The 24,994-nt window shown below is 62.3% G+C and carries 20 protein-coding genes; 5 read left to right on the top strand and 15 right to left on the bottom strand.

Going from position 1 to position 24,994, the window contains the following annotated elements:
* Position 1: 1 nt before the first annotated feature.
* Positions 2 to 1,336 carry an ATP-binding protein gene (locus tag AB4Z11_RS01220; RefSeq protein ID WP_442022115.1) on the top strand — a complete coding sequence of 445 codons (1,335 nt, stop codon included), beginning with the start codon at positions 2 to 4 and terminating at the stop codon, positions 1,334 to 1,336.
* Here the strand turns inward: AB4Z11_RS01220 and AB4Z11_RS01215 are convergent.
* From AB4Z11_RS01215 to AB4Z11_RS01200, 4 genes are all read right to left on the bottom strand, one after another.
* Positions 1,333 to 2,241 (bottom strand): YihY/virulence factor BrkB family protein, encoded by a 909-nt coding sequence (locus AB4Z11_RS01215; protein WP_442022113.1) that lies wholly within the window; start codon positions 2,239 to 2,241, stop codon positions 1,333 to 1,335. The two genes, AB4Z11_RS01220 and AB4Z11_RS01215, sit on opposite strands and share 4 nt — an antisense overlap.
* Before the next feature lie 49 nt (positions 2,242 to 2,290).
* Positions 2,291 to 3,253, bottom strand: coding sequence for a S66 peptidase family protein (locus AB4Z11_RS01210; RefSeq protein WP_442022111.1), 963 nt, complete (start codon positions 3,251 to 3,253; stop codon positions 2,291 to 2,293).
* Between the two features lie 95 nt (positions 3,254 to 3,348).
* Complete coding sequence (locus tag AB4Z11_RS01205; protein WP_442022109.1) at positions 3,349 to 6,108, bottom strand: TonB-dependent receptor; 2,760 nt, start codon at positions 6,106 to 6,108, stop codon at positions 3,349 to 3,351.
* A 168-nt stretch (positions 6,109 to 6,276) separates the two neighbouring features.
* On the bottom strand, positions 6,277 to 8,031 hold the full coding sequence (locus AB4Z11_RS01200) for an ABC transporter substrate-binding protein (protein WP_442022107.1): 1,755 nt from the start codon (positions 8,029 to 8,031) through the stop codon (positions 6,277 to 6,279).
* Between the two features lie 237 nt (positions 8,032 to 8,268).
* Here AB4Z11_RS01200 and AB4Z11_RS01195 point away from each other — a divergent pair, with 237 nt between their 5' ends.
* Positions 8,269 to 9,507 (top strand): nucleoside recognition domain-containing protein, encoded by a 1,239-nt coding sequence (locus tag AB4Z11_RS01195; protein ID WP_442022105.1) that lies wholly within the window; start codon positions 8,269 to 8,271, stop codon positions 9,505 to 9,507.
* Between the two features lie 9 nt (positions 9,508 to 9,516).
* Positions 9,517 to 11,040, top strand: coding sequence for a D-alanyl-D-alanine carboxypeptidase/D-alanyl-D-alanine endopeptidase (gene dacB / locus AB4Z11_RS01190; RefSeq protein WP_442022103.1), 1,524 nt, complete (start codon positions 9,517 to 9,519; stop codon positions 11,038 to 11,040).
* Between the two features lie 48 nt (positions 11,041 to 11,088).
* Here the strand turns inward: dacB and AB4Z11_RS01185 are convergent, their stop codons facing one another.
* From AB4Z11_RS01185 to AB4Z11_RS01145, 9 genes are all read right to left on the bottom strand, one after another.
* Positions 11,089 to 11,523, bottom strand: coding sequence for a RidA family protein (locus AB4Z11_RS01185; protein ID WP_442022101.1), 435 nt, complete (start codon positions 11,521 to 11,523; stop codon positions 11,089 to 11,091).
* A gap of 35 nt (positions 11,524 to 11,558) precedes the next feature.
* On the bottom strand, positions 11,559 to 12,170 hold the full coding sequence (locus tag AB4Z11_RS01180; protein ID WP_442022099.1) for a M15 family metallopeptidase: 612 nt from the start codon (positions 12,168 to 12,170) through the stop codon (positions 11,559 to 11,561).
* A complete protein-coding gene (locus AB4Z11_RS01175) occupies positions 12,167 to 13,072 on the bottom strand; it encodes a LysR family transcriptional regulator (protein ID WP_442022097.1) in 906 nt (301 codons plus the stop codon). Before AB4Z11_RS01175 ends, AB4Z11_RS01180 begins: the two co-directional genes overlap by 4 nt.
* 91 nt (positions 13,073 to 13,163) lie before the next feature.
* A complete protein-coding gene (locus tag AB4Z11_RS01170; protein ID WP_442022095.1) occupies positions 13,164 to 13,997 on the bottom strand; it encodes an N-acetylmuramoyl-L-alanine amidase in 834 nt (277 codons plus the stop codon).
* A 16-nt stretch (positions 13,998 to 14,013) separates the two neighbouring features.
* Positions 14,014 to 14,931, bottom strand: coding sequence for an N-acetylglucosamine kinase (locus tag AB4Z11_RS01165; protein WP_442022093.1), 918 nt, complete (start codon positions 14,929 to 14,931; stop codon positions 14,014 to 14,016).
* 70 nt (positions 14,932 to 15,001) lie between these two features.
* Positions 15,002 to 16,666 (bottom strand): glycoside hydrolase family 10 protein, encoded by a 1,665-nt coding sequence (locus AB4Z11_RS01160; RefSeq protein WP_442022091.1) that lies wholly within the window; start codon positions 16,664 to 16,666, stop codon positions 15,002 to 15,004.
* Between the two features lie 30 nt (positions 16,667 to 16,696).
* Positions 16,697 to 17,962: an AmpG family muropeptide MFS transporter gene (locus AB4Z11_RS01155; protein WP_442022089.1), complete on the bottom strand. Its 1,266-nt coding sequence runs from the start codon at positions 17,960 to 17,962 to the stop codon at positions 16,697 to 16,699.
* A gap of 14 nt (positions 17,963 to 17,976) precedes the next feature.
* Complete coding sequence (locus AB4Z11_RS01150; RefSeq protein ID WP_442022087.1) at positions 17,977 to 18,858, bottom strand: N-acetylmuramic acid 6-phosphate etherase; 882 nt, start codon at positions 18,856 to 18,858, stop codon at positions 17,977 to 17,979.
* Positions 18,859 to 18,929: 71 nt separating this feature from the next.
* The gene (locus AB4Z11_RS01145) at positions 18,930 to 19,670 is read right to left on the bottom strand and encodes a GntR family transcriptional regulator (protein WP_442022085.1); all 741 of its coding nucleotides are present in this window, start codon (positions 19,668 to 19,670) and stop codon (positions 18,930 to 18,932) included.
* 159 nt (positions 19,671 to 19,829) lie between these two features.
* On the opposite strand from AB4Z11_RS01145, the gene AB4Z11_RS01140 reads away from it, so the two are divergent.
* Positions 19,830 to 21,164 (top strand): serine hydrolase domain-containing protein, encoded by a 1,335-nt coding sequence (locus tag AB4Z11_RS01140; protein WP_442022083.1) that lies wholly within the window; start codon positions 19,830 to 19,832, stop codon positions 21,162 to 21,164.
* A gap of 205 nt (positions 21,165 to 21,369) precedes the next feature.
* Positions 21,370 to 22,626, top strand: coding sequence for a D-amino acid dehydrogenase (locus AB4Z11_RS01135; protein WP_442022081.1), 1,257 nt, complete (start codon positions 21,370 to 21,372; stop codon positions 22,624 to 22,626).
* Positions 22,627 to 22,632: 6 nt separating this feature from the next.
* On the opposite strand, the gene AB4Z11_RS01130 is transcribed toward AB4Z11_RS01135, so the two are convergent.
* Both AB4Z11_RS01130 and AB4Z11_RS01125 read right to left on the bottom strand, forming a co-directional pair.
* Positions 22,633 to 24,075 carry a glycoside hydrolase family 30 protein gene (locus AB4Z11_RS01130; protein WP_442022079.1) on the bottom strand — a complete coding sequence of 481 codons (1,443 nt, stop codon included), beginning with the start codon at positions 24,073 to 24,075 and terminating at the stop codon, positions 22,633 to 22,635.
* Between the two features lie 17 nt (positions 24,076 to 24,092).
* A partial coding sequence (locus AB4Z11_RS01125; RefSeq protein ID WP_442022077.1) for a glycoside hydrolase family 30 protein occupies positions 24,093 to 24,994 on the bottom strand: 902 nt, incomplete at its 5' end.

The following is a 24,994-nucleotide window of genomic DNA, read 5'->3' as shown; positions in this document are numbered from 1 at the left end:
GCTGTCCATCAGCGTGGCGGCGTTCATTGTCTATTTCACTATCAACCGGCTGTTCGGCGACCCGCTGGACAGCATCGCCCGCCGCCAGGCCTCGGCCCAGATCTTCCTGCTGGAACAATATGTCGACCAGGCGCCTGCCGACCAATGGCTGGACCGCCTGAACAAGGTGCGCGAGGTATCGGAGGTGCGCTACGAACTGGTGCCGCTGGCCAGCGTGCGCGGCCAGTTGTCCGGCCACGAGGCCGCCGCCTTCGAGCGCGGTGAACTGGTGCTGGATGTGCCGCACAAGGCTTTCTACCGCCGCGTGGACCTGAAGGGCGAGCGCTATATCGGCAGCGAGGAGGAAGCGGTATCGGCCCAGAATCTGCCCATCGACATCGGCTTCGCCCTGCAGCTGGAAATGGTGCGCTATGTGATTGTGGCCCTGGTCTTGCTGATACCAATCGGCTTCTGGTCGCGTGCGCACTGGCGCAGCCTGCAGCAGCTATCCGGCGTGGCGGACCGCTTTGGGGCGGGCGAGCTGTCGGCCCGTGCGCGCATGCGGCCCCGCGAGAGCGTCTACCCGCTGGCGGAGCGCATCGACCATATGGCGGACCGCATCGAGAGCTTGCTGGCGTCGCAACGCAGCCTGCTGCATTCGGTCTCGCATGAGATCCGCACGCCCATCGCGCGGCTGGAATTCGCCATGGAGCTGCTGCGCGATGCGGCGGACGACCCGGTACTAAGCAAGCGCATCGATGGCATGGAGGGCGACGTAGCCGAGCTGAAGGAGCTGGTCAACGAGTTGCTGGGCATGGCACGCCTCGACGCGGGGCAGGCCTTGCAGCGCCAGCAGTTCGCCCTGGCGCCGGCGTTGAAGGATTGCGTGGACTCGCTGCCGCCGGCCGCTATCGGCGTGCAGCTTGATCTGGCGGCCGACCTTGGCGACGGCAATGCCGACCAGCGCCTGCTGCTGCGCGCAGTCGGCAATCTGCTGCGCAATGCGCTCAAGTACGCCAATGGACAGGTGCGTCTCACGGCGGCGCGTCTGGGCTGCAGCGCCGGCGCTCAACAGGATACGAGCGCGGTGGGCGCTATGGGCTCGGTGGGTGCTGCGGGCGCGGTGGGCGCTGTGCGCATTATGGTGGAGGATGATGGCCCGGGCATTCCGCCCGAAGAGCGCGAGCGCGTGTTCGAACCCTTCTACCGGCTGGACCGCAGCCGCGACCGCAGCACGGGCGGCTTCGGTCTCGGCCTGTCGATCGCGTCGAAGGCGATCGCGCTGCATGGCGGCACGCTGGCGGTGGACGAGTCGCCGCTGGGCGGCGCCCGCTTCACGATCACGCTGCCAGCTTAAGCGCGGCGGGTATGCATGGGGCGCGCGATCTTGCCGTTCTCGCCTCTGCCCACGCGTTCAAACTCGGAAATGACTTGCGCGCCGARCAGCAGCAGCGTGGCGCCGATCTCCAGGCTGAACATCACGACAATGGCCGTCGTCATCGAGCCGTAGACGATATTCACCTTGGACAGCGTGGTGAAGTACCACACCAGCACGTGCCGCGCGACTTCCCACAGCACGGTGGCGGTGACGCCGCCAATCAGCGCATGCGGCCAGGATAACCGTCCGACCGGCATGACGAGGTAGATAGAGCTCAGCATCAGCACTTCGCCGGCCAGGCCCAGCAGGTACAGCAGCACACCCGACAAGCCATGCAGCGACCAGTCGTAGCCGAACAGGCGCACGTACTCGGTGCCGATGACCTGCAGGCTGCCCGCCACCAGGGTCACCACCATCACACCGACGCCGAGCGAGAGAATATAGCAATAGGGCAGCAGCGCCGACACCAGGTAATGCCGCCGCCGCACGGCCACGCGGTGCGTGAAAATCACGGACATGGCGTTTTCCAGCACGGTGAAGGCCAGCGACGAGAAGAACAGCATGGTCAGCACCAGCACCCAGCCGACCAGGTCGCGGTGCTCAAGGAAATGGCCGACCTCGGCGACGATGGCTCTGGATTGTCCCGGCACCAGCCATTCGAGGTAGTGTCCGATGGTGCTGAGTAAGGTTTGTTGCTCGAAAATGTGGGATAAAGCGACCACGACCAGCATCAACAAGGGGACGATGGAGAGCAGTGAGTAGTAGGCAACTGCGCCTGCCAGCAGCAACCCCTGATTAGCCCGGAATCCCTTCAGGCATTGCAGCGTAAAGTCCAGGGGATGCGCCAACACATGAGCTATGGCCTTGTGCTTGAGAATGCGCATGGGCTCATTCTACACACCATGCGGCCAGACCCCGACACGCCTCGGCGGCTCAACTGACGGCGGGTTCAAGCAGGGTGAGAGTCTGGCGCTCGGTGTCGAGGCGCGCGCGCAGGCCTACCGGCAGCGTGAACTGGTTGCGGATGTGGCCGAAGGAGTAGCCGGTCACGGCCGGGATGCTCAGCGGTTTCAGGTGCTGGTCGGTGGTTTCGTCCAGGGTCAGCGAAATATCCGAATCCTGCGGACCGCAGTTCTCGCAAACGCCGAGCATGACCGCGGAGGCATTCGGGAAACCTTGCGCCAGATGCATCTGCATCATCATGCGGTCGATGCGGTAGGGCGCTTCGTTGACTTCTTCCAGGAACACGATGCTCTTGTGGAAGTCGGCCGCATAGGGCGTGCCGACCAGGGCGCTGACCAGGCACATATTGCCGCCGATGAGTGGGCCTTCCGCCACGCCCGGCACCACCGTGCGCAAGGCGTACTGCGGCTCTTCCTCAGCCTTGCGGCTGTTCTCGATCGACATCGGGATCGTGTATTCCTCTTCAGGCCGCATCAGCACGTTGAGCAGATGCGTGACCGAATAATCGGAGAAGGTGGACGAGGCCACCGGTCCGTGGAAAGTCACCAGTCCGGCGTGCTTGTGGATCGCCAGGTGCAGGGCCGTGATGTCGGAATATCCGATCAGGATCTTGGGGTTGTTGCGGATTAGCTTGTAATCCAAGTGTTCCAGCAACTGGATGCAGCCGGAACCGCCGCGGATCGCCCAGATTGCCTTCACATCGTGATCGGCAAACATGGCGTGCAGGTCGTCCAGGCGCTGCTGCGGCAGGCCGCCGTAGTTGCCGTAGACGGCTTCCAGGTTCTTGCCCAGTTTGACTTTGAAACCGAGGGATTCGATGTTCTGAATGGCCTTCGCGATGGAAGGCGCACTCGTATGGCCGCCGGGAGCGACCAGGCCAATCGTATCGCCCGGCAGCAGGCGGGGCGGCTTGATCAGGCCGGGTTTGTTCATGGCTTGCTTTCTGCGTGTGTTGCGTGCCGCTGCCGCCGGGAGGCTGGCAGCGGCCAGGGTGGCCGCGACGAGGCGGCCGAATGTCCGTCTGGAGATCAGAAGAACTTGTACTTCAGGTTGAACATCAGCGAACGGCCACGGCCGTCAGCAATACGCGGGTCCCAGCCAGCGCCAACCACTTCGTCCACGTTGTGGGCGGTGAATGGCGGGTTGCGGTCGAACATATTGATCAGGCCCAGGGTGATCGTGGTGTTCTTGATACCGGTGTAGGTGCCCGACATGTCGAAGGTGGTGTAGCTCGCCACTTTCGGGTCCCAGCCCGCTGGAGGCGTACCTTTGCCGCCGTTCGGCACTTCGTCGTTGTAGCCGGTAGCGAACTTGTTCACCAGCAGCACGCTCCAGTCGCCGCGCGAAACGCTGACGCTGGCGTTGTGCTTCCAGCGCAGGTACACGTCGCGGGTGTTGAACTGGCCGACCTGCTCCTTGAACGGCTGGCCTTCGAACTCGGCAAACTTGAAGCTCTGGGTCCAGGTGCCATCCAGGGTCGCACTGGTCTTGTAGCCGCCGATCTTGTAGTCGCCGCGCAGGCCAACGTCCAGACCGCGGGTCTTCAGGCCGGCTGCGTTGATCCAGCCTGCTTCAACGTGGTCGATCACGCCGGTTTGCGGATTACGAATGATCTGGTCCTGCAGGTACTGCCAGTTCGCCAGCACGATTTGCGGCGTGCGGTTCAGGATACGATCCTTGATGTTGATCATCCAGTAGTCCAGCGAGGCGGAGAAGCCGGTGATCGGCTCGATCACCATACCCAGCGTGCCCTGCTTGGAACGTTCCGGCTTCAGGTTCGGATTGCCGCCGGTGTTGTAGTTCAGGCGTGGAATCGCGCAGAAGTCCGGATTGCCAGGGTGCGCAGCGCAGCCTTCCTGGTCGATGATGCCGTTCGGCAGTTCCTGCAGCAGACGGCCGGAGTACAGCTGGGTGAAGCTCGGCGCCAGGAAGCCCTTGTTGGCGGAACCACGGAACATCAGGCTCTGGGTCGGCTGGTAGCGGAACGAGACCTTAGGATTGGTGGTGGCGCCGATCACGGAGTAATCGTCGCGRCGTACCGCCAGCTGCACCTCCAGATCCTTGATGACCGGGATGATCGCTTCGGCGTACACGGCGCGGATATCGCGGCTCACCTTGTTCTGGTTGGCGTTACCTGGCGCCAGCAGGAGTTTGGTAGCGTCCACGTCCTGGGCGAATTCGTAGGTTTCGCGGCGCAGGTCGACACCGGCTGCCATGGCCAGCGCGCCAGCCGGCAGCTGCCACACTTCACCGGAGATGGAGCCATCCAGCTGGGTCAGGGTCGATTTGCCGTGCTGCAGCTGGCCGTAGAACTTGGTCGACTCGATCAGGTTCATGGCTTCGGCCGTCTGGGTCTGGCCAGGAGCCAGCCATGGGTTGATCTTGCCGGTGCCCAGGGCGGAGTAGATCTTGTCGGTATAGCCGTAGCCATCGATCAGCGCGGTCTTGGTGGTGGACTCGGCGCGCGACAGGCCGACCTTATAGTCGTACTTGTCCAGGATTGTGCCTTCCGCTGCCAGCAGGCCGCGGTAGTTCTCGGTCACGTTGTTCTGGGTACGGTCGCCCCAAGGGTTAGCACGCCATTTGTAGATGATCGGCTTGGTGTTGTCGTAGGTCGGAATATAGGCCGACAGGCTCTGGTAGTACGGGCCGTTGACCGGATAAGCCGAGCCGGTGGCCAGGCTGGTCGAAATCTGCAGCGGGGTCAGCGATGCGGTCGCTTCGGTGCGGGAGCCCAGCAGTTCAACGAAGACCTTGTGGTTGTCGTTGATCTTCAGGGTGGCGCGCGACACGGCATTGGTGCGCTCGACCGGGAAGCTGATCACATAGTCCGAACCGTAGTCATAGGCGCRGGAGTAGGTCGAACGCGCCGGCGAGGTGACGTCTTTCCACAGCGCGGTCTGGTACTGCGACATGCCAGGAATGCTGTCGCACTTGTGCTGCAGGCTCAGCAGGCCAGCCTGCAGATAGGTGGTGTTATCGCCAGGGACCTTGAAGCCGGTGCCCAGTGCGGTGCCGGCGCCGGACAGGATGTTGGCGAACGGCGTACCGGTGGTGTCCGGCGACAGGCCGCGCTCAGGCTGGAAGCCGTTGGCGAAGTCGCGCTGGTGCGAGCTCAGCTTGTCGTTCACGTCGTGGGTGACGCTGGCCATCACGTTCCAGCCGTCGTCGTTCAGGCTGCCCAGGCCGCCCAGCAAGGTATAACGGCGATTCATGCCGCCGCCGTGCTGGGTGCCGTTCAGGTCGGTGCCCACTTCCAGGCCCTTGTAGTCGGTCTTCAGGATGAAGTTGACCACGCCGCCGATGGCGTCGGTACCGTAGATTGCGGAAGCACCGTCTTTCAGGATTTCCACGCGCTGAATCGCGCCCAGCGGAATCGAGTTCAGGTCAACTGCCTTGCCGGAAGCGCCGTGGTTACCCACACGGCGGCCGTTCAACAGCACTAGGGTCGCGTTCGGGCCGAGGCCGCGCAGGGATGCGAAGGATGCGCCGCCGGACACGCGGTCGGCGTCGGCGCCGAACACGTTATTACCGGAGGTCATATTGTCCGCGCCGGTGCCGTTGGCAGCGATCGAGCGCAGCAGTTGTTCGGTATTCGTGATGCCAGATTTTTCGATCTGGTCAAAGGTGATCGTCTGCACCGGCAGCGCGCCTTCCTTGGCAACGCGTTTGATGCTGGAACCGGTAATCTCAACCCGCTGAATAGGTTGCTGGGCAACTTCCTGTGCCATCACAGGGCTTACTACACCAATCAGCGCAATCATGTGCGCCAGCGTTTTTACCTTCACGGGTCTCTCCCAAATTTAGATGTGTTACCGACTCCACTGCGACAAGCGAGCGGGCAATGTCGTGGCATTGCGCTTCTTTGCAAGTTCAGGTTATCGCGGTGGAAAACTTGCCAGCTAATGAAAATTACTGGCCAGCCTATAACTTTATGTAATGAAAAGGCGCGTATTCTAGCGGACTGCGCCGTGAGTAGCCGCTTCCCGCCCTTTGACGTCGATATCCACATAGCGCCAATTGGTCAGTTCGACCGGATGTCGCTTGTAGTTTTTTAGCCACGGTTGCTGAATATCGGCGGAGATAGGGTGAATTAGCAGCACCCAGGGGTTGTATGCATTGATCAGCTGCGACATCTCACGGTAGAGCTTTTGGCGCTCCGGACCGTCCGACAGCTTGTGGGCCTGTTCGTAGCGCTGATTGTATTCAGGCAGGTTAAAACGCGAGTAATTTGCAYGGCCGCTGTTGGGACCGTACAACAACTGGAAGAAGTTTTCGCCATCCGGGAAGTCGGCGATCCAGTTGGTTTCGAACATCTGCACCTTGCCAAGGCGCGAAGCCTTGATGATTTCCGTCTTCTTGTCGCTCTTGAAGTTCACGCGCAAGCCGATGGCGTTCAGGTTCTTGCGCCACAGTTCATCGCGCAGGCGGCCCACCGTTGTCGGCTCGGTGTGCATCGTCAGCGTGAGCGGCGATCCGTCCGGCATGGTGCGGAAACCGTCCTTGCCGACACGGTAGCCGAAGCGGTCCAGCAGCGCTTTAGCCAGTGCCGGATCGTACTGCACCGGGCTGCGGTAGCCGGGGTCATAACCCAGCACATTGGGCGGCAATGGCGACTGCGCAGAGATGGCCAGGCCCTTCTTCAGCAGCGCCACGTCCTCGGGTCCGTTATAACCCAGCGCTATGGCCCGGCGCAGCGCGACCTTTTCCTTGCCGTAGCCGCCGACGACCGGGTCATCCATATTCATCCACATGTAGTAGGTTTGCAGCACCGGGAAGGGGCTGAGCACCATGCCGCGCTGCGCCAGGTCCGGCTTCAGCGCCGGCTTGGCCTTGGACGGGTCGAGCACCATATCGCGCAGCGATTCCGGCACCTGCTCGATGTAGTCGAATTCGCCATTCAGGAAGCCCAGCACGCGCGACTGGTACTCCTCCATGATCTTGACCTCGACCTTGTCCACCTGCGGCAGCTTGCGGCCGTCGTAGCGCTGCTGATAGTTCGGGTTGGCCGCCAGCGTGATCTTGTCGCTGTGCTTCCATTCCTCCATGCTGAAGGGGCCAGTGCCGACGGGATGATTGCCGACTTGCAGGCCATAGGCTTCGGTCACTTCGCGCGCCACCGCGCCCGTTGCGGGCAGCGCCATGTAGAACAGGAAGCTGGGATCGGGCGCCTTCAGCTTGATGCGCAGGGTGTACTTGTCCACTGCCTGCAAGCCTTCGATGTTTTTCGCGTAGTCGAACTTGCCGTTTTTGTACGCTTCATCGCCAGCCAGTTTGTCTTCGAACATGAACAGCCACGGCGATTTCAGCGACGGGTCGTACAGGCGCTTGATGCTGTAGACGTAATCCTCCGCAGTCACTTCGCGCTTCCGGCCTTTGAAGGCCGGGTCGTCGCTGAAGAACATGCCGGGCTTGAGGTGGAAGGTCCAGGTGGTGCCGGCGGCGTCACTGACCGGCATGTCGCGTGCGGAGCTGGGCGCCAGCTTCACGGGGCGCGCATCGTAGTCGTAGCGCAGCAAAGGATCGAACAGATTTTCCAGGAGACTCAGGCTGGCCAGATCGGAGGCCACGGCCGGATCGAGGCCGGTTTCGCCAGTCGACAGCAGGGCATGCAGCACCTTTGGCTCGTCGGCGTGAACGGGCGCCGTCGCGGCAAAAGCGAGTGCGATGGCTGCGGCGATGGTGGACGATGCGCTCCAGAGTCTCTTCATTTCCTGTCCTTTTGGTTGCGGCGGAGAGCATAAGGCAGGCCGCGCCGCCGCGCCAGTGAATTACCTCCGGCAGCTTATAACTTTTTTACATGCCTGACCTGCATAGTTTCATCAGCGCGCCCTATACTTTGGCTTCAAAATTGGAAACCAACGGCTTAAACCTGGTGGCTGCCACATCGTGGCAGCCACCTGCTGTGCGCCGCTGGTTTTTGCAAACACATTCGCAACAGGGAATTCATGTCACTCAATTACATCTGGTCCGGCTTCTTCCTGGTAGGGTTCGCGGCAGCGCTGGCGCAGTGGCTGTTTTTGGGCGACACCGAGATTTTCAAAAAAGTCATCGACGGCACCTTTGATTCGGCCCGTTCCGGCGTGATGGATATCGCCCTGCCGCTGGCCGGCGTGATGACGCTGTGGCTGGGCATCATGAACGTCGGCGAAAAGGCTGGCGCGGTGGGCTGGCTGGCGAAAATCATTTCGCCATTCTTCTCGCGCATCTTCCCAGAAGTGCCAAAGGACCACCCGGCCACCGGCCACATGGTCATGAATTTTTCCGCCAACCTGCTGGGCCTCGACAACGCCGCCACCCCGTTCGGACTGAAGGCGATGGAAAGCCTGCAGTCGCTGAACCCCAACAAGGAAACGGCCAGCAACGCGCAGATCATGTTTCTGGTGCTGCACACATCCGGCCTGACGTTGATCCCGCTGGCGATCATGGCGCAACGCGCAATTCTCGGCGCGGCCGATCCATCGGACATTTTCATTCCCTGTTTGATCGCGACTTATTTCGCGACTGTGACGGGCATTATTGCGGTGTCGATCCGTCAGCGCATCAACCTGTTCGACCCGGTGGTGCTGGGCTGGCTGGGCGGCATGACCGCTGCGATCGCGGGACTGATCTTCTACTTCACGCATTACCTGGAACGTTCACAGATCGAGACGGTGTCCAAGGTCGCCAGCAATCTGATTTTAATTGGCATCATCACCATGTTCCTGGTCGGCGCGCTGCGCAAGAAGGTGAACGTGTACGAAGCCTTTATTGAAGGAGCGAAGGGGGGAATTCAGACTTCGCTCACCGTGATTCCTTATCTGGTCGGCATGCTGGTCGCGATCAGCGTGATCCGCAATTCGGGCGTGCTGACCTTTGTGATGGAGGGCTTCCATTGGGTGTTCAGCGCCCTCGGCATGCGCACCGATTTCGTGGATGCGCTGCCGACTGCGCTCATGCGTCCACTGAGCGGCAGCGGCTCGCGCGCGCTGATGATCGACGCGATGAAGACCTATGGTCCAGATTCCTTCATTGGCCGCCTGGTCTGCATGTTCCAGGGCTCGGCTGATACCACCTTCTACATCGTCGCCCTGTATTTTGGCTCTGTGGGCATCCGCAAAACGCGCTACGCGATTTCCTGCGGCCTGATCGCCGACTTCGCGGGCGTGATCGCCGCGATTGGTGTGGCTTACGTCTTCTTCGGATAAGGAGTGTTCATGCGTCGTCTGCTTCTCGCTTCCCTGATTGCCGCTTGCGGCGTGGCGCATGCTGCGCTGCCGGAACCTGTCGCCCGTCTCGCTGCGGCAAATGGTATTCCCGAAGAGGCCATTGGTGCGCTGGTGCTACGCGGCGACCAGACGCTGGTTTCGAATATGCCGGACCAGCCGTTCGCACCCGCATCGACCATGAAGCTGGTGACGACGATGGTCGGCCTCGACGAACTTGGTCCGGTATTCAAAGGACGCACGGAGCTGCGCAGCAATGGCCAGGTTTCCAATGGCACGCTGTACGGCGATCTCGTCCTGCGTGGCGGCGCAGATGGCGATTTCACCGTGGACGCCTTCACGCATATGCTGGAGAAGCTGCGCACGCAAGGAATTCGCCGCATCGAAGGCAATCTGGTGCTGGACCGTACGCTGTGGCAGCCATCTCGCCTTGATGTCGGCGCACCGCAGTTCGATGAGTCGCCTGAAGCCTACTACAACGTGATTCCTGATGCGCTGTGGCTGAACATGAATATGCTCACGGTGGATATCGCATCGGATGCGAAGTCGGTGCGCGTGTCGATGCTGCCGGAGCTGGATAAGGTGTCGGTAAAGTCCGAGCTGGAACTGACCAATGGCGAATGCGCGAAATGGGAAGATGGCTGGAAGGTGCCGGAGTATGTGCGCAACGGCTCTCGCTTGACGGTGGTGTTGAAGGGCACCTATCCACGCAACTGCGCCAAGACCAATGTGGTCAATGTGCTGGACCGCCACGACTTCACCGAGCGCTTCTTCCGCGCGACGTGGGCCCGGCTGGGCGGCAAATTCAGTGGCTCGGTGGTTGAAGCCGAAGCACCTTCCAGTGCAGCGAACCTGCTGGCCGAACATGTATCGCGAACGCTGCCCGAAATCGTCCGCGACACGAACAAGCCTTCCGATAACGGCCTTGCGCGCTCCATCTTCCTCAGCCTCGGCAGCCTGCAAGCGGATGCCAAGCTGGGCAGCCGTCCACTGGACCTGATGCCTGCCGCAGCAGCATCGCCCGGCGGCGGCGACGTTGCGCCATCTTCCCCCACGCTGGCGCGTTCCGAGCTCGTGGTGCGCAACTGGATGCGCGCGCATGGCATCGACGACACCGGCCTGGTGCTGGAAAACGGCTCCGGCCTGTCGCGCGTGGAGCGCATCCGTCCCGTGCAAATGGCCGGCCTGCTGYGCGCCGCGCAGAAATCGCTGTGGGCGCCTGAATTCCTTACCAGCCTGCCGATCGCCGGCGTCGATGGCACCATGAAGCGCCGTCTGAAAGAAAGCACCGCCGCCCAGCGCGCCCGCGTGAAAACCGGCACCTTGCGCGATGTTGTCGCCGTGGCAGGCTACGTCCCTGACGCGAACGGCCAACTGTGCATCGTCGTCGCCATGGTCAACCATGACCACGCCGGCAACGGCGTCGGCCGCAGCATCGTCGACGCCCTCATCGACTGGACCGCCCACACCGGCACGAATCAGTTGTCGCCCCTGCCGGAAGCAGCAGGAAAGTAAAAGGAAAGCAGCAAGGTTCCGAGCGACTCTGCGCTCGCGCAAGCAAACTCACTTCCCCGGCGGGAAGGCAGCGATGAGTTCGACTTCGATGACCAGCTGGGGCGAAAATAGGCGCTGGACGCTGATCCAGGTGGCGGCGGGCAGATGGTTGTTGTAGAAGGGCAGGCGCAGGTCTTTGGCCTTGACCAGCGCGTCCATATCGGTCGTGTAGATGTTTTCCTTCACCACGTCAGCGAACGTCAGGCCGTTCGCGGCGAGTGTTTTGCCGAGCTTTGTGTAGACCATCTGCACGGCGCCCGGCATGTCGCCGCTGCCGGTGTGGCCGGAGACGTAGAGCAGGTTCCCATTGCGCACGGCGCTGCAATAGCCAATTGCGCGCTCAGCCGTTTCGTTGGCGTGATAGCAGCCTGGCTGCGTATCGGCAGCGTGTGCGGCGCCAGCGGCGAGCAGCAGGCTCGAGATGAGTGCATTGAGTTTGTTCATTGCCCCTCCATTAGTTGAGTGGCAATACTCTATCACTACAGGACTTTGGCGTAGCTGGCGCGCACTTGAACGCGGTCGCCGCAGTCGAAGTGCCACCATTCGCTGTTGATGCCGACGAAGCCGGCTTCGGTCATAGCGTCGCGCAACAGTTTGCGGTTGGCGATTTGTGCGGCTGTGAGCGCGCCGCTGGCGAGGTGTTTCTCTTCCAGGATCGGATGCGACAGCTCGGTCATGTCGTCAAAGCCGGTGCCCATATCCAGTTCGCGTCCAGCCGCATCGAGAATGGTCACGTCTACCGCCATGCCGAAGGAATGAATGGAGCCGCGCTCGGGCGGTGCGAGGTACATTTGCAGGTCGGTTCCGGCCAGGGCGTCCCAGAGTTCGATCTGCACGCTATGCGGGCGCAGGGCATCGAGGATCAACAGCTTGTGGCCAGGCGCGCGTGTGGCAAGCGTCGCCACCACACGCTCAATGGCAGCGGCAGCATCAGTGTGCAGCCACGCGCAATCCAGCGGCGAATAGAGATCGCGGCCGACGAAGTTGTCCGGCGTCGCGTAGCGCAAATCGATGCCGATATCGGCAATCGTGCTCAGGTGACGGAATTCCGGACTGCCGGGGATCTCTTCGCTGCGGATGGTACGGCTCATGTGTTTCCTGTTTCGAGACAGGCGCGCGCCGCAGCCGCAATGCTGTCGGCCAGTTGGCGTGCGCCGTGCGACAGCGGCGAGTGCCCGGCCGTCAGCAGGTAAAGCTGGATCGGGATCGCAGGCGCCCATTGGCGGCGCTGTACGCGAGTTGATAATGCGGATGCTGCCGTGAACGGATCGACCACCGCCATGCCGCTGCCTGCTTCCACCAGCGAGCGCGCGATCTGGTAAGTCTGCACCACGGTGCGGAAATTCGGATGCTGGCCCTGCGCTTCGCAGGCTGCGACCACCATCTCGCCCAGCGGGTCAGTGTCGGCGTAGCCAATCAGTTCGCCCACCAGCCCTTCGGCCGTCAGCGGCTGCGACAGCTCTTCGTCACGCCAGGTTCCCACCGGGGCGATTACCGTCATCAGGCCTTGCGCCAGCGGCTCGGCGACGATGCCGGGATGGCGCGGGTCCTGTAGCGACAGTGCGAGGTCAGCCTCGCCCAGCCGCAGCATGTTCACGATTTCGGTGGTGTGGTGCGTACCCAGCTCGCAGCGCGCGCCGGGGAAGTCGCGGCGCCATGCGCTCATCGCTTGCGGCAGCACGCTGATCGCAATGGTCGGCGTGGACACCAAACGAATGGTTTCTTCGGCATGCCCCTTCAGGCTGGCAGCGAGACGGCGGATACCCTGCAGGTCGCGATGCAGCTTTTCGGTTTCCGCGAACAGGCGGTGCGCCTCCGGCTTTGGATAGAGCTTGCCGCGCACGCGTTCGAACAGGGGCATGCCAAGTTGCAGTTCGCAGTGCTGCAAGACCTTGGTCACTGCCGGTTGCGAAATATGCAAAACCTGCGCGGCGCCGCTGATGGTGCCGACCTGCATGATCGCGTGGAAAACTTCTATATGACGCAGCCGCATCGCTTCAATTCCTCATCGTTACGCCGCAGAATCCTGCGGGAATCAGTGCAGGATAGGGGAAACCTGCCTGCGGCGCAACGCGGGGCAATGCTTATGGCTTGGATGGTGCAGCCACCGCCGGGGCAGCCACAACAGGCGGCTTCGGTGTGGTCAGCACGTCCAGAATCGCGGCGGTTTCCGCATCCGGCACGCCGTCCCACTTGCTCTGGCGGTATTTGGACTGGAAGGTGACCATCACATTGTGGGTGGCCTCATCCAGCACGCCAGTCTGCGGTACGGCATAGCCGTGGGTGGCCAGTTTGTTCTGGAACCAGGCGACGTCCGGCAGCTGGGCTTCGTAGATGGCGCGCTTGGAGGCGACCTCGTTGGCGTCCGGCCAGGTGATCAGGCCGGCGTCAGCCAGCTGCTTCCACGGGAACAGCGGACCCGGGTCCTGCTTGCGCTGCGGGGCAATGTCGGCGTGGCCGAGGATGTTTTCCGGCGCGACGTTATGGCGTTCCTTGATCTGTTTGACCAGGGCGATCAGCTGGTCGATCTGGGCTTGCTTGAACGGATACCAAACGCGGCCTTCCGGCGTTTCCTTGAAGCCCGGATTCACGATTTCGATACCGACCGAGCTGTTGTTCAGCTGGGTGTAGGTTTTCCAGCTGCTGACGCCGGCGTGCCAGGCGGAGCGGGTTTCATCCACCAGCGCGTAGAACTTCGGCTTTTCCTCATCGGTCAGCAGGTAGTGAGCGCTGACTTCACCTTCGGTCAGCTGCTTGATCGCCAGCGGCAGATCGGACACGGTGTAGTGAATCACGATGAAACGCACACGGCTGCTCTGTCCCTTCGACGGGCCGAGCGTATGGTCGATGGTCGGCGGCTGAGTGGCGCAGCCGGCCAGCACGGATACCAGGGAAGCGAGCAGCAGTTTTTTGATCATGGACGTCTCTTATGTTTTAGTTGCGTGGACGGGCCGCCATGCGGGCAGCCGCGTAGTGAGGATGGGCAGTTTGTTTGCTCAGCTCAAGCCCGGGCGGCAGTTCAGCGCGCATGGCTTCGAAAATCAGGGGATGCAGTTCGGCGGCCCGGCCGGCCAGCACGATGGGACGCGGCCCGAAGCGGGACACCAGCGCCAGCGCCAGGCGGGCCAGTTCGCGTCCGGCCTGCAGCAGAATGTGGCGCGCGGCCGGATCGGCGCCTGCGCTCATGGCGACGGCCAGCGCCAGCTTGCCGATTTCACCACGCTCGCGGGTGTACATGAAGGAACGGGAGAAGGCCCAGTCATTACCGCCGACGTGGTCGAACACGGCATGCGCCATGGGCGAATCCGTCCAGGAACCGGGCTGCTCGTCCTCGTTGCGCCAGATGCGGCGCATGGCTTCACGGGCGATCCAGAAACCGCCGCCGGCATCGTCCAGCATCACGCCGCGGCCGCCGGCGCGGTGGAACTCGCCTTCGGCATCGATGAAGGCAGCGATGGAGCCGGTGCCGGCGTAGACCAGGTAGCCTTCGCCCGGCTCGAACGCATCGAGGTAGGCGATTTCGATATCGTTGCAGATGGTGATGGCGTCCAGGCGCACATCGAGGAGGTCGGACAGCCAGCCCAGCAGCACATTGCCATCGCCCCCGAAGCCCGTCAGCCCTGCGCACACGCGCAGAGGCTTCCCGGAATCCAGCACGTCCTTGGCCAGTTCAGCGAAGATGGCGTGCACTTGTTCTCGGCCAGCGGGTTTGGCCATCATCAGGGCGGAGAGTCCCGCGACCGTGCCTTCGGCGACAATGTTCCCGGATGGCTCAGCGAGCGCCCAGCGCGTTTGCGTGCCGCCGGCGTCTATGCCCAGTCCAAGTGAACGGTCGGAATCGGAATTGCCCATGATCGCGTAAGTTTAAGACCGTTCCTTGACAAGTTCACATGAAAGCTTGCACGGCTCTCATTCCTTGAGGTTATAAGGTCGCCGCGACGCGCGCGCTCTCATTCCCGAGGCGATCGACCGCCGTCACGACGACAGAGCGTGCCGGCACGCCGCCATCGTCCGTCAGCACCACTTCGCTGCGCGTGGCCGGCGCCACCACAAAGCGCCATTCGTCGCCATAACGCGCCCAGATGGCGAACTGGGTCGCTTTCGGCACCGTGCCCAAAGCGATGGCCAGGCCGCTGCCATTGCGCTTGACTGCGACAGTTGGCGCGGCCGGCGCTTCGCTGCCCAGCCAGGGCGAAGTCGGCACCAGCGCGGCGCTCTGGTAGCTGACGGCTTTCAGCTGGTCGTAAATGCCTTTGCGGTTTTGCATCAGCGCGGCGATGCTGAAATGGACATGGCCGTCCACCGTGCCGCGGCTGCGCATCAACTCGATCTGCTGCACGATCTCGTCCGGCGAGAAGGACTTATCCGTGTTGTCGATGCGGCTGGTGTACAGGCCCGGCCACAGGTGGCGGGCGCGTTTGTTCTGGCCTTGCCAGTAATCGAGCAGCACCGGGAAGGCTTGCGCTTGCTGGGCAATCGGCCAGTAGAGCTGGGGCGTGAAGTAATCGAGCCAGCCGTTTTGCAGCCAGGTTTCGGCGTCCGCATACAGCTTGTCGTACTGGCTGAAACCCTGGATGCCGGGCGGTCGGCGGTCCGGACGGCCAATGCCGAAGGGGCTGATGCCGAAACGTACCCAGGCCTTTTCCTTGTGAATGCCGTTGTAGATCGCTTCGATCAGCTGGTTCACGTTCTGGCGGCGCCATGCGGCGCGGTCCAGCGTGCCGCCGCCTGCCACGTAGCGTTGCCAGGCCGGCTGGTCGGGGAAGTCGAGTTCCGGCTTGCTGCCGTTCGATGGCACGTCCAGCGCGGCGGCTTCGCCACCGTTGGCGCTTGGGGCTTCGATCGGATAGGGATAGAAATAATCGTCGATGTGGACGCCGTCCACGTCGTAGCGGCGCACCACGTCCAGGATCACGTCCAGCGTTTGCTGCGCGGCCGCTTCTTCGCCCGGGTCCATCCACAGGAATTTGCCGTACTGCTTGACCACCTGCGGCTTGGTGTTGGCGATGTGGTCGCGCGCGTTTGGCGATTTGGCGGTGGAGTGGCGGGCGCGGTATGGGTTGAACCAGGCGTGCAGTTCCAGCCCTCGCGCATGTGCCTGGGCGATCCAGAATTGCAGGGGGTCCCATGCCGGCGATGGCTCGCGGCCTTGCGCACCGGTCAGGTATTCCGACCATGGCTCAAGCTTCGATGGATAAATCGCGTCGGCACTTGGGCGTACCTGCAAGACAATAGCGTTCAGGTTCAGAGCTTTGGCGCGGTCGAGGATGGCCAGCACCTCCGCCTGCTGCTTCGCTACCGGCAGGTTGCTGCGGCTAGGCCAGTCGATGTTGGCGACCGTCGACACCCAGGCGGCGCGAAATTCGCGCGGCGCGGGCGGTGGCTGGTCGCCGGTGAACGGTGGATGTGCGCCGGGCTGCGTGGTGGCGCCAGGCATACTGCCCGCCGGCGCCGGGCCGCTGGCAGGAGTTGCGGTGCCTTTATCGGGCGGCATGGGCGTGGTACAGGCGGCAAGGATGGCGGAAATCGCGCTCGCCGCACCCGCCGCAAGGGTCAGACGCCTTTTTGAACTAAAACTCACTACCAACCTCCGCAACGCTGAAGCGCTGTATTGTACCTATTCGCGGCCGAACGCCGGGTCCACTTTGATCAGCGCCGTCATGATGAAGGCGGGGATCGTCGCCGTGCAGGCCCAGATGAAGAAATGCGGGTATCCGAGATATTCCTGGATGGCGCCGCTCGCCATCTGCGGCACCATCATGCCAAGCGCCATGAAGCCGGTGCAGATAGCGTAGTGCGCAGTTTTGTGTGCGCCTTCCGCCACCATGATCATGAACATCAGGTAGGACGCAAAGCCGAAGCCGTAGCCGAATTGCTCGATGCCGATGGCAGCGGAAATCAGCGCGAAATTCTGCGGCATGGCGTGGGACAGATAGACGAATACCAGGTCAGGCAAGTGCGTCGCAAACGCCATCGGCCACAGGCAGCGCTTCAGGCCATAACGCGAAATGACCCAGCCGCCCAGCAGACCGCCGACCGTCAGCGAGATTACGCCGATGGTGCCGTAGGCGATGCCGAGATCCGAAGTGTCGAGGCCCAGACCGCCTTTATCTGCTGGGTCCAGCAGGAAGGGCACCGCCATTTTCAGCAGCTGCGATTCGCCGAGGCGGAAGGTCAGCAGGAAGAGCAGGATGACCACGATGCCGTCCTTGCGGAAGAAGGCGCCGAAGGTATCGAAGAATTCCTTGAACGGGTTGCTGCTGGTGGCCGTCTTGCGATCGACCGCCGGTTTCGGCAGCATGAACAGGTGGTAGAACGCGAGCAGCCCGAACACGCCGGCCATGATGCCGAACACAATGCCCCAGGCCAGGTGCGGATTGCCGGAATGCTTGATCAGCTCACCGGCGATATAAGTCAGGCCACCGTTGCAAGCCACGTTGGCGACGCGGTAGAAGGTGCTGCGCACACCGACGTAGGCCGCCTGGTCCTTGGGACGCATGCCCAGCATGTAGAAGCCGTCCGCCGCGATGTCGTGCGTGGCGGAGCTGAAGGCGATCAGCCACATGGCGGCAAGGCTTAGCTGGAAGAAATGCGGCAGCGGTGTCGTGAAGGCGACGGCGGCCAGCGATGCGGCAATCACCATCTGCAGCACGACCACCCAGGCGCGCTTGGTGCCGAACATTTCAACGATCGGCGACCAGAGYGGCTTGATGATCCAGGGCAGGTACAGCCAGGAAGTGTAGAACGCGATGTCGGTATTGGAGATACCGGTGTTCTTGTACATCGTCGTGGACAAGGCCATCACGGCGAAGTAGGGGATGCCTTGACCGAAATAGAGTGAGGGCACCCACCACCATGGGTTGCGTTGCTGCGCTTGTTCCATGCGTTCCTTTTGTTTTATGCGGAAAGCGCTCCGCGGACGCTTCCTTTCGCTTGATCCAGCAGGGTCTCCGCCTGCTGTACGTTTACTTTTTTCAGGAGTGCGACCACGGCTACCTTCACGTGGAAGCCGCACTGCTCCAGCGCGCTGCGGGCCGACGCTTCATCGGCGCCGGTCGCGTGCATGGTCAGGCGCACGGTGCGCGCGAACAGCTTCGCGTTGGTCGGCTTCAAGTCTACCATCAAGTTTCCGTAGACTTTGTTCAGGCGGACCATGATGGCGCTGGAGATTGTGTTCAGCACGATCTTCTGCGAGGTGCCCGCTTTCAGGCGCGTGCTGCCGGAGATAACTTCGGAACCGGTGTCCAGCGTGATGCCCACTTCGGCCTCGTTCGCGACCGGCGCATCCACGTTGTTGGCGATACCAATGGTCAGTGCGCCGATTGCGCGCGCGGCATGCAGCGCGCCCAGCACGTATGGGGTGCCGCCGGAGGCAGCCAGCAGCAGCACGACATCGTTCGGCGTCGGCTTCAGTCCTTGCAGGTCAACTGCGCCCTGCTCGCGGTCATCTTCTGCGCCTTCGACGGCCTGGAACATGGCCGACTCGCCGCCTGCCAGCAGCGCCAGCGCGCGCCCGTGCGGCCAGGAGAAAGTCGGGTACAGCTCCACGCTATCCRGCACGCCGAGGCGGCCGGACGTGCCCGCGCCCACGTAGAGCAGGCGCCCGCCCGCTTCGATGCGTGGTACTGCTGCGGTAATAGCTTTTGCGATGGAAGGGGCGGCGTTGCGGACTGCCTGCACCGCGTTGAGCTGGTCGTCTACGAAAGCGGCAACCAGCTGTTCTGTAGGGTATTGGTCGAGCCCGGTATGCAGGCTACTGGGGGTTTCGGTTTTTAGCATGATGAAGACCAGTGTAATACCAAATCATCCGCCCAGCCCATGAAAGGAAGATACATGGGCATTACACCAGGTTATGCGGCGCGGCGCATCTCCGCGACGAAATCGTAATGGTCGCTGCGGCAGTAGGAATGGGTCAGCTCCACCGCCTCGCCCGAATCCAGATAGGCGATACGGGTGATGAAGAGCACGGCCTGGCCTTCCGGCACTTCCAGCCGCTCCGCCAGCTCGGCCGGCGCGTTCATGGCGCGAATGTGCTGCAGCGCGCGCACGGGCGCTTTGCCGACCGATTCCAGATATTGATACAGCGAGTCGCCGATTTCTTCGGGACGCGGCACGGCGCTTTGCAGCAGCACGCTCACCTCGTAGGCCATGACGACATCGTCCGCCAGGCGCAGCCGCTCCAGGCGCGCGACCTTGGTGTTGGGCGACAGGCCAAGGCTCATCTGCTCGTCCGCGCTGGCGGTAACAATGGCGCGCTTCAGCCAGCGCGAGCTGGGCTTGTAGCCGCGCTGCTGCAGCTGTTCGGAGAAGCTGGAGAGATTGGACAGTGGCTGCTCAATGCGCGGCGCGATGTAGTTGCCCGAACCGCGGCGGCGCACGACCAGCCCTTGCTCGACCAGCTGGTCGATAGCCTTTCGCGCCGTCACGCGCGACACATTCAACTGCTCGGACAGCGTGCGTTCCGAAGGCAGCGCCTGATCGACCTGATATCGCCCGTTGCGCACATCGTCGCTCAACTTGCGGGCAATCTGCATATACAGCGGTGAACTATCTTCTAGATCCGGTTTGAATTCTGCGCCGGGGTGGCTCATTGCATTTCTCCTGTTATGCAGTAGTTTAATAGCGATGAGCTTTTCACGCTGATTTTTTGTTACATATGCCAGATGGTTATGTGCGCATAATCAGTTTTCATTGGCCCCTGTGGCCGCCTCCAACGTATGCTTTTTGACATAACAAACACAGGAGGCTGAATGACGATGCGCGCGCTGATTGGAGCGATACTGCTGGGCGGAATGAGCCATGTGATGGCGGCCGGGCCTGCAACCGTCACGCCCACTGCGGTGCTGGACCGCGAGCTGGCGGCAATCGTCAACGATGCGCAGCGCCCGCTTTCCGGCTTGTCGGTGCTGGCGATCCGCGATGGCAAAGTCTCCTACCAGCAGCAGTTCGGCCTGCGCCGCATTGATACTGCCGGTAACGGCGCCACAGCGCCGGTCACGCCAACGACGATGTTCCGCATCGCCTCCATCTCCAAGATGATGACCACCTTCGGCGTGATGAAGCTGGTCGAAGAGGGCAAGCTGAATCTGGATGCGGATATCAGCACCGTGCTGGGCTATCCGGTCCGCAATCCCGCTTATCCCGACAAGCCGATCACCCTGCGCACGCTGCTCAGCCATACCTCCACGCTGCGCGACGATGCAGGCTATTTCTGGGGCACCGATACCGACTTGCGCGAAGTGCTGCTGTCTGGTGGTAAGCGCTACGGCAAGGGCGAGATGTTTGCGAAGGACGGTGCGCCCGGCGAATACTTCACCTACTGCAATCTGAACTGGGGCGTGATCGGCACGCTGATGGAGCGCGCCAGCGGCGAGCGCTTCGACCGCCTGATGAAGCGCCTGCTGTTGACGCCAATGGGCCTGCACGGTGGCTACAACCCTGCCGAGTTCACGGCACAGGAAGTGTCCGATACCGCCACGCTGTACCGCCGCCGCACGCGTGATACCGAAATCTGGGACGCGAAAGGACCGTGGATCGCGCAGGTGGATGACTTCGGCGTCACGCCGCCGCAGCAGCCCGCGGGTGTTGACCATTACCAGATCGGCACTAACGGCACGCTGTTCAGCCCGACCGGCGGCATGCGCATCTCGGCTGGCGATATGGGCAAGATCATGCTCATGCTGATCAATAACGGGCGTTACGAGGGCAAGCAAATCCTCAAGCCCGAGTCGCTGAAGACCATGTTCTCTGAACAGTGGCACTACAACGGCAAGAACGGCGATACGCTGAAAGGCCTGTATCACAGCTGGGGGCTGGGCACGCAGCGCTTCGATAATGAGCCGGGCAAGGGCAACCGGCTAGTGTCCGGCGGCGGTTTCAATGCGGTTGGCCACTTGGGCGAAGCGTATGGTTTGATCTCCACTTTTGTGGTCGATCTGCAAAATAAAAATGGACTGGTGTCGCTGATCGGTGGCTTCGCCAGCGATCCGGATGCTTATCCGGGCACTTACTCCGCCCACACCCGTACCGAAGAACTCATTCTGGATGCCCTCTACAAGCGCGCCGTGCTGGGCGACGGCCGCTAGACGGCGGCTCGAATGACCCGCCCTACGCGCCGATCGAATACGCCCCACGATGCCGTAGGGCGGATCATTGATCCGCCGTGCGCGGCGACGCCTCATGACCAGAGGTTATGGCCGCCGAAAGAAGTTTAATTGGCGACATGTGTCGGCGCGCCGTTAATCTGTCATCAAGAGAAACCCGGCCCTACATAGGCCTTAGCGAGGCGTAATGCAGCAAGAAGCACAGCAAGTAGTCGTGATCGGTGGCGGTGTCGTGGGCCTCACTTCGGCCTGGTGGCTACTGGAAGCAGGCTATCGCGTGACGTTGCTCGAAAAAGCGCCGACCGTCGGCAGCGCGGCCAGCGCGCGCAATGGCGGGCAGCTGAGCTATCGCTACGTCTCGCCGCTGGCCGATGCCGGCGTGCCGCTGAAGGCACTGGAATGGATCTTCCAGGAAGCCGGTCCGCTGCGCTTCCGTCCCGAAGCCGATATGCGCCAGTGGCGCTGGCTGGCGCAGTTCCTCGCCAACTGCAATGCGACCGACAACGCGCGCACCACCGCCAAGCTGCTGGAGCTGGGTGAGCTGAGCCGTCAATCGATGGCGCAGCTTGAAATGACGATTCCGCTGTCCGAGTTTTCCTGGCGTGACGCGGGCAAGCTGGTGGTGTACCGCTCTGAAAAAGCATTCAAGAAAGCTGTCGCCAAGCCGGATTCGGAAGGCAACCGCGTAGTGCTGAACGGTGCTGAAACCGCGCAAATGGAACCTGCGCTGGCTGAACTCGCGCCATCGCTGGCTGGCGGCATCTTCAACAGCGGCGAAGCCGTCGCGGATTGCCACGCCTTCTGCCTCGCACTGGAAAAGCGCCTGATGTCGCATCCACGCTTCGAAGGCATCGTGCACGCCGAAGCGCGTTCGATCTTCACGGAAGGCGGCAAGGTGTCTGCCATCGAAACCAGCGCTGGCTGGATCGCAGCCGACCAGTTCGTGCTGGCCGCCGGCATCCAGAGCCGCAACCTGGCCGCCACCGCCGACATTTACCTGCCCATGTATCCGCTGAAGGGCTACAGCCTGACCGCGCCGATCCGCGCAGGCGACCGCGCGCCTGAAATCAGCGTGACGGACTTCGAACGCAAGACCTTGTACGCACGCATCGGCTCCAACCTGCGCATTGCGGCGATGGTGGACATGGTGGGCGAAGACACGTCCATCGACCAGCACCGCATCGCCGGCCTCACCAGGCTGGCCCGCACCACCATACCGCACGCGGCCGACTACGACCACGCCGAAGCCTGGGCTGGCCTGCGTCCCGCCACGCCGAATTCCGCGCCGATCATCGGCGCCACCCAGTATTCCAATCTGTGGCTCAACGTCGGCCACGGCCCGCTCGGCTTCACTTTCGCCTGCGGCACAGCCAATCTCCTCGCCACGCTCATGCGCGGCAAGGAGACGCCATTCAAGCTTGGCTGCCTGGTCCTGGCAGCCTGAGTCCCCTTATCGCACCACCGTCTGGATTGCATGCGCCGGAATCTCCACCGGCACTTCCAGGCCATCGATCGCAAGGCGGTAACGCTGCGGCTCGCTGCTACGGTTCATCACAACGATCGCCACACTGCCATCGGCATTGCGGAAAGCGACGGTATCGAGCGTACTGCGGCTCGCTGCAGCGCTGACGCGGCGCGCCTCCGGGCGAATGTAACGCGAGAAGTGGCCCAGATAGGCGTAGCTCGGGGTGAAGATCAGTTCACCGTCATCGCTGGCATGCAAGGGAGCAAAGCAGTAATTACCGACGTGATTGGGTCCGCCGCGGCTGTCCAGCAGCATATTCCAATCCACCCAGCCAACGGCACCGGCGTTCAGGTCGCCAATGATTTCACTGCCATAGCGCTCACCATTGGACCAGGACTGCAGCTTCGATGCATCGAATTTCTCGACCGTCGCCTCCGTCAGCAGGAAATTCATGTCGGGGTAAGCCTCGTGCATGGCCGCGACATTGCGATGCATGGGCTGTCCCTTGGTCCAGGTTTCGTACCAGTGGAAACCCACACCCCAGATATATTGCCGCGCCTTGGCGTCGGACAAAATATGCGCTGCACGCTGAGGCAATAAATCGCGGTTGTGGTCCCACACAATCAGCTTTTTGTCGCCAAGGCCGGCCTGCTTGAGCGCCGGTCCCAGGTGGTCGGCCAGGAAGCGTGTTTCGTCTTCCGCCGTGTAGATCATCGATTCCCATTTCTGCGTTGCCATCGGTTCGTTTTGCACCGACAGGCCCCACAGCGGAATGCCCGCCTTTTCGTAGGTCTGCACGAACTTCACCATGTACTGCGCCCACACATCGCGGTAGGCTGGCAGCAGCGTCCCGCCGTGCAGCATGCTGCCGTTGGACTTCATCCATCCCGGCGCGCTCCAGGGGCTGGCAAACACACGGACCTGGTTGCCCTGCGACACCGCTGCGGCGAGCGCTTTGCGCAGCAAGGGCACCCGGTACTTCAGATCATGCTCGATGCTGAACGACTCCAGTCCACGGTCGCCGTCGCGCACATAGGTATAGCTGCCGCTGCTGAAGTCGGAGCTGTGGATGGTGGTGCGTACCACGTTGTAGCCGAGGCCCTGGCGAGGATCAAAGTAGGCCGTGAGGAATGCGTCTTGTGCAGCCGGTTTCAGCTTTGCATAGACTTCGGCCACGGCATCGGTCACCGCGCCGCCAAAGCCGAAGATCTTCTGGAATTCCTTGCGCGTATCGACAAACACCGCCGTTTCCGTTTCAAGCGGCTGGCTGGCGGCGCTCGGCATTGGCAAGGTCTGCGCTGCGAAGCGCTTGCCGCTGTCTTGTGCGGTCGTGTAGACCGTCCAGGGCTGTGATGGCGCTGCCGCCCGGGCCAGTCCCGGCAGCGCGGGCAGGCAGGCTGCCAAACCGGCGCCGCACATGAGTTTCATTGCTTGTCTTCTGTTGCTTACTTGTCCGGCCATCCGGCTCCTCCATTCCAGGTAAAAGTCGCTACGCTGCGGCCAGGCAGCGTATAGCGGAAATTGCGCGCGCCGACGCGCACGGAAAATATGCGGGACTCGCCCGCTGCATTCGCTACCAGCAGGGCGATCGAGCGGTCGGGATTCTTGAAGGCCACGTGGGCCAGATCGCCGGCGCTGTCGCTGGAGGCAATTCGCCGCGCACCCGGCCTCACAAAGCGGCTGGCATGAGCCAGCGCGTAATACTCGACGTTGCGCGTGATCTCGCCACTGTGCGAGTCGATCGTGACGACACCGCGGCAGTTGTTACAGCCGCCGAGGTGGGGACCATCCGTTTCATCCAGCGCAAGATTCCAGAACAGTACGCCGCGTGCCCAGTTACGTGTGCTGTCGATGACCAGGGTGCGCACGAAATATTGCAGGTTCGCCGACCAATCCGACGCCCAGCGTCCGCCGGAACACTCGGTAAACCACACGTCCTTGTTGGGGAATTTGCTGTGCACCTTGGCTTGCGCGTCCACGCCGCCGGCATAGCAGTGCCATGCCACGCCGCTCACGTACGATGCTGCCTTCGAATCGGCCAGGACCGCCGATGGCGAATCCGGTTCGTCCCAGTTGTGATCCCAGTCAAACAGCAAGGTGCCCGGGTTTTCCGCCGCCAGGCGAGGCCCGAGATAGCCGCCGATGAAGGCCGCGCGTGCGGCCGGATCGACCCGCATGCCCGGGTAATTCTCCGGTTCGAAGTGCGGTTCGTTTTGCAGCGTCAGGGCAAAGATCGGTACCCCTTCCTCTTTCATGACGTCCACATAGCGATTCAGGTAGCGCGCGAACGCTTCGTAAGCCGCCGGCTTTAACCTGCCTTTGATCAGGCTATCGCTGCTCTTCATCC

Origin of the sequence: Pseudoduganella sp. RAF53_2, assembly GCF_052113985.1 — a bacterium.
GTDB lineage: Bacteria > Pseudomonadota > Gammaproteobacteria > Burkholderiales > Burkholderiaceae_D > Rugamonas.
Note: the sequence above shows the minus strand (reverse complement) of the source record. Positions and strands in the feature narration are given on the sequence as shown.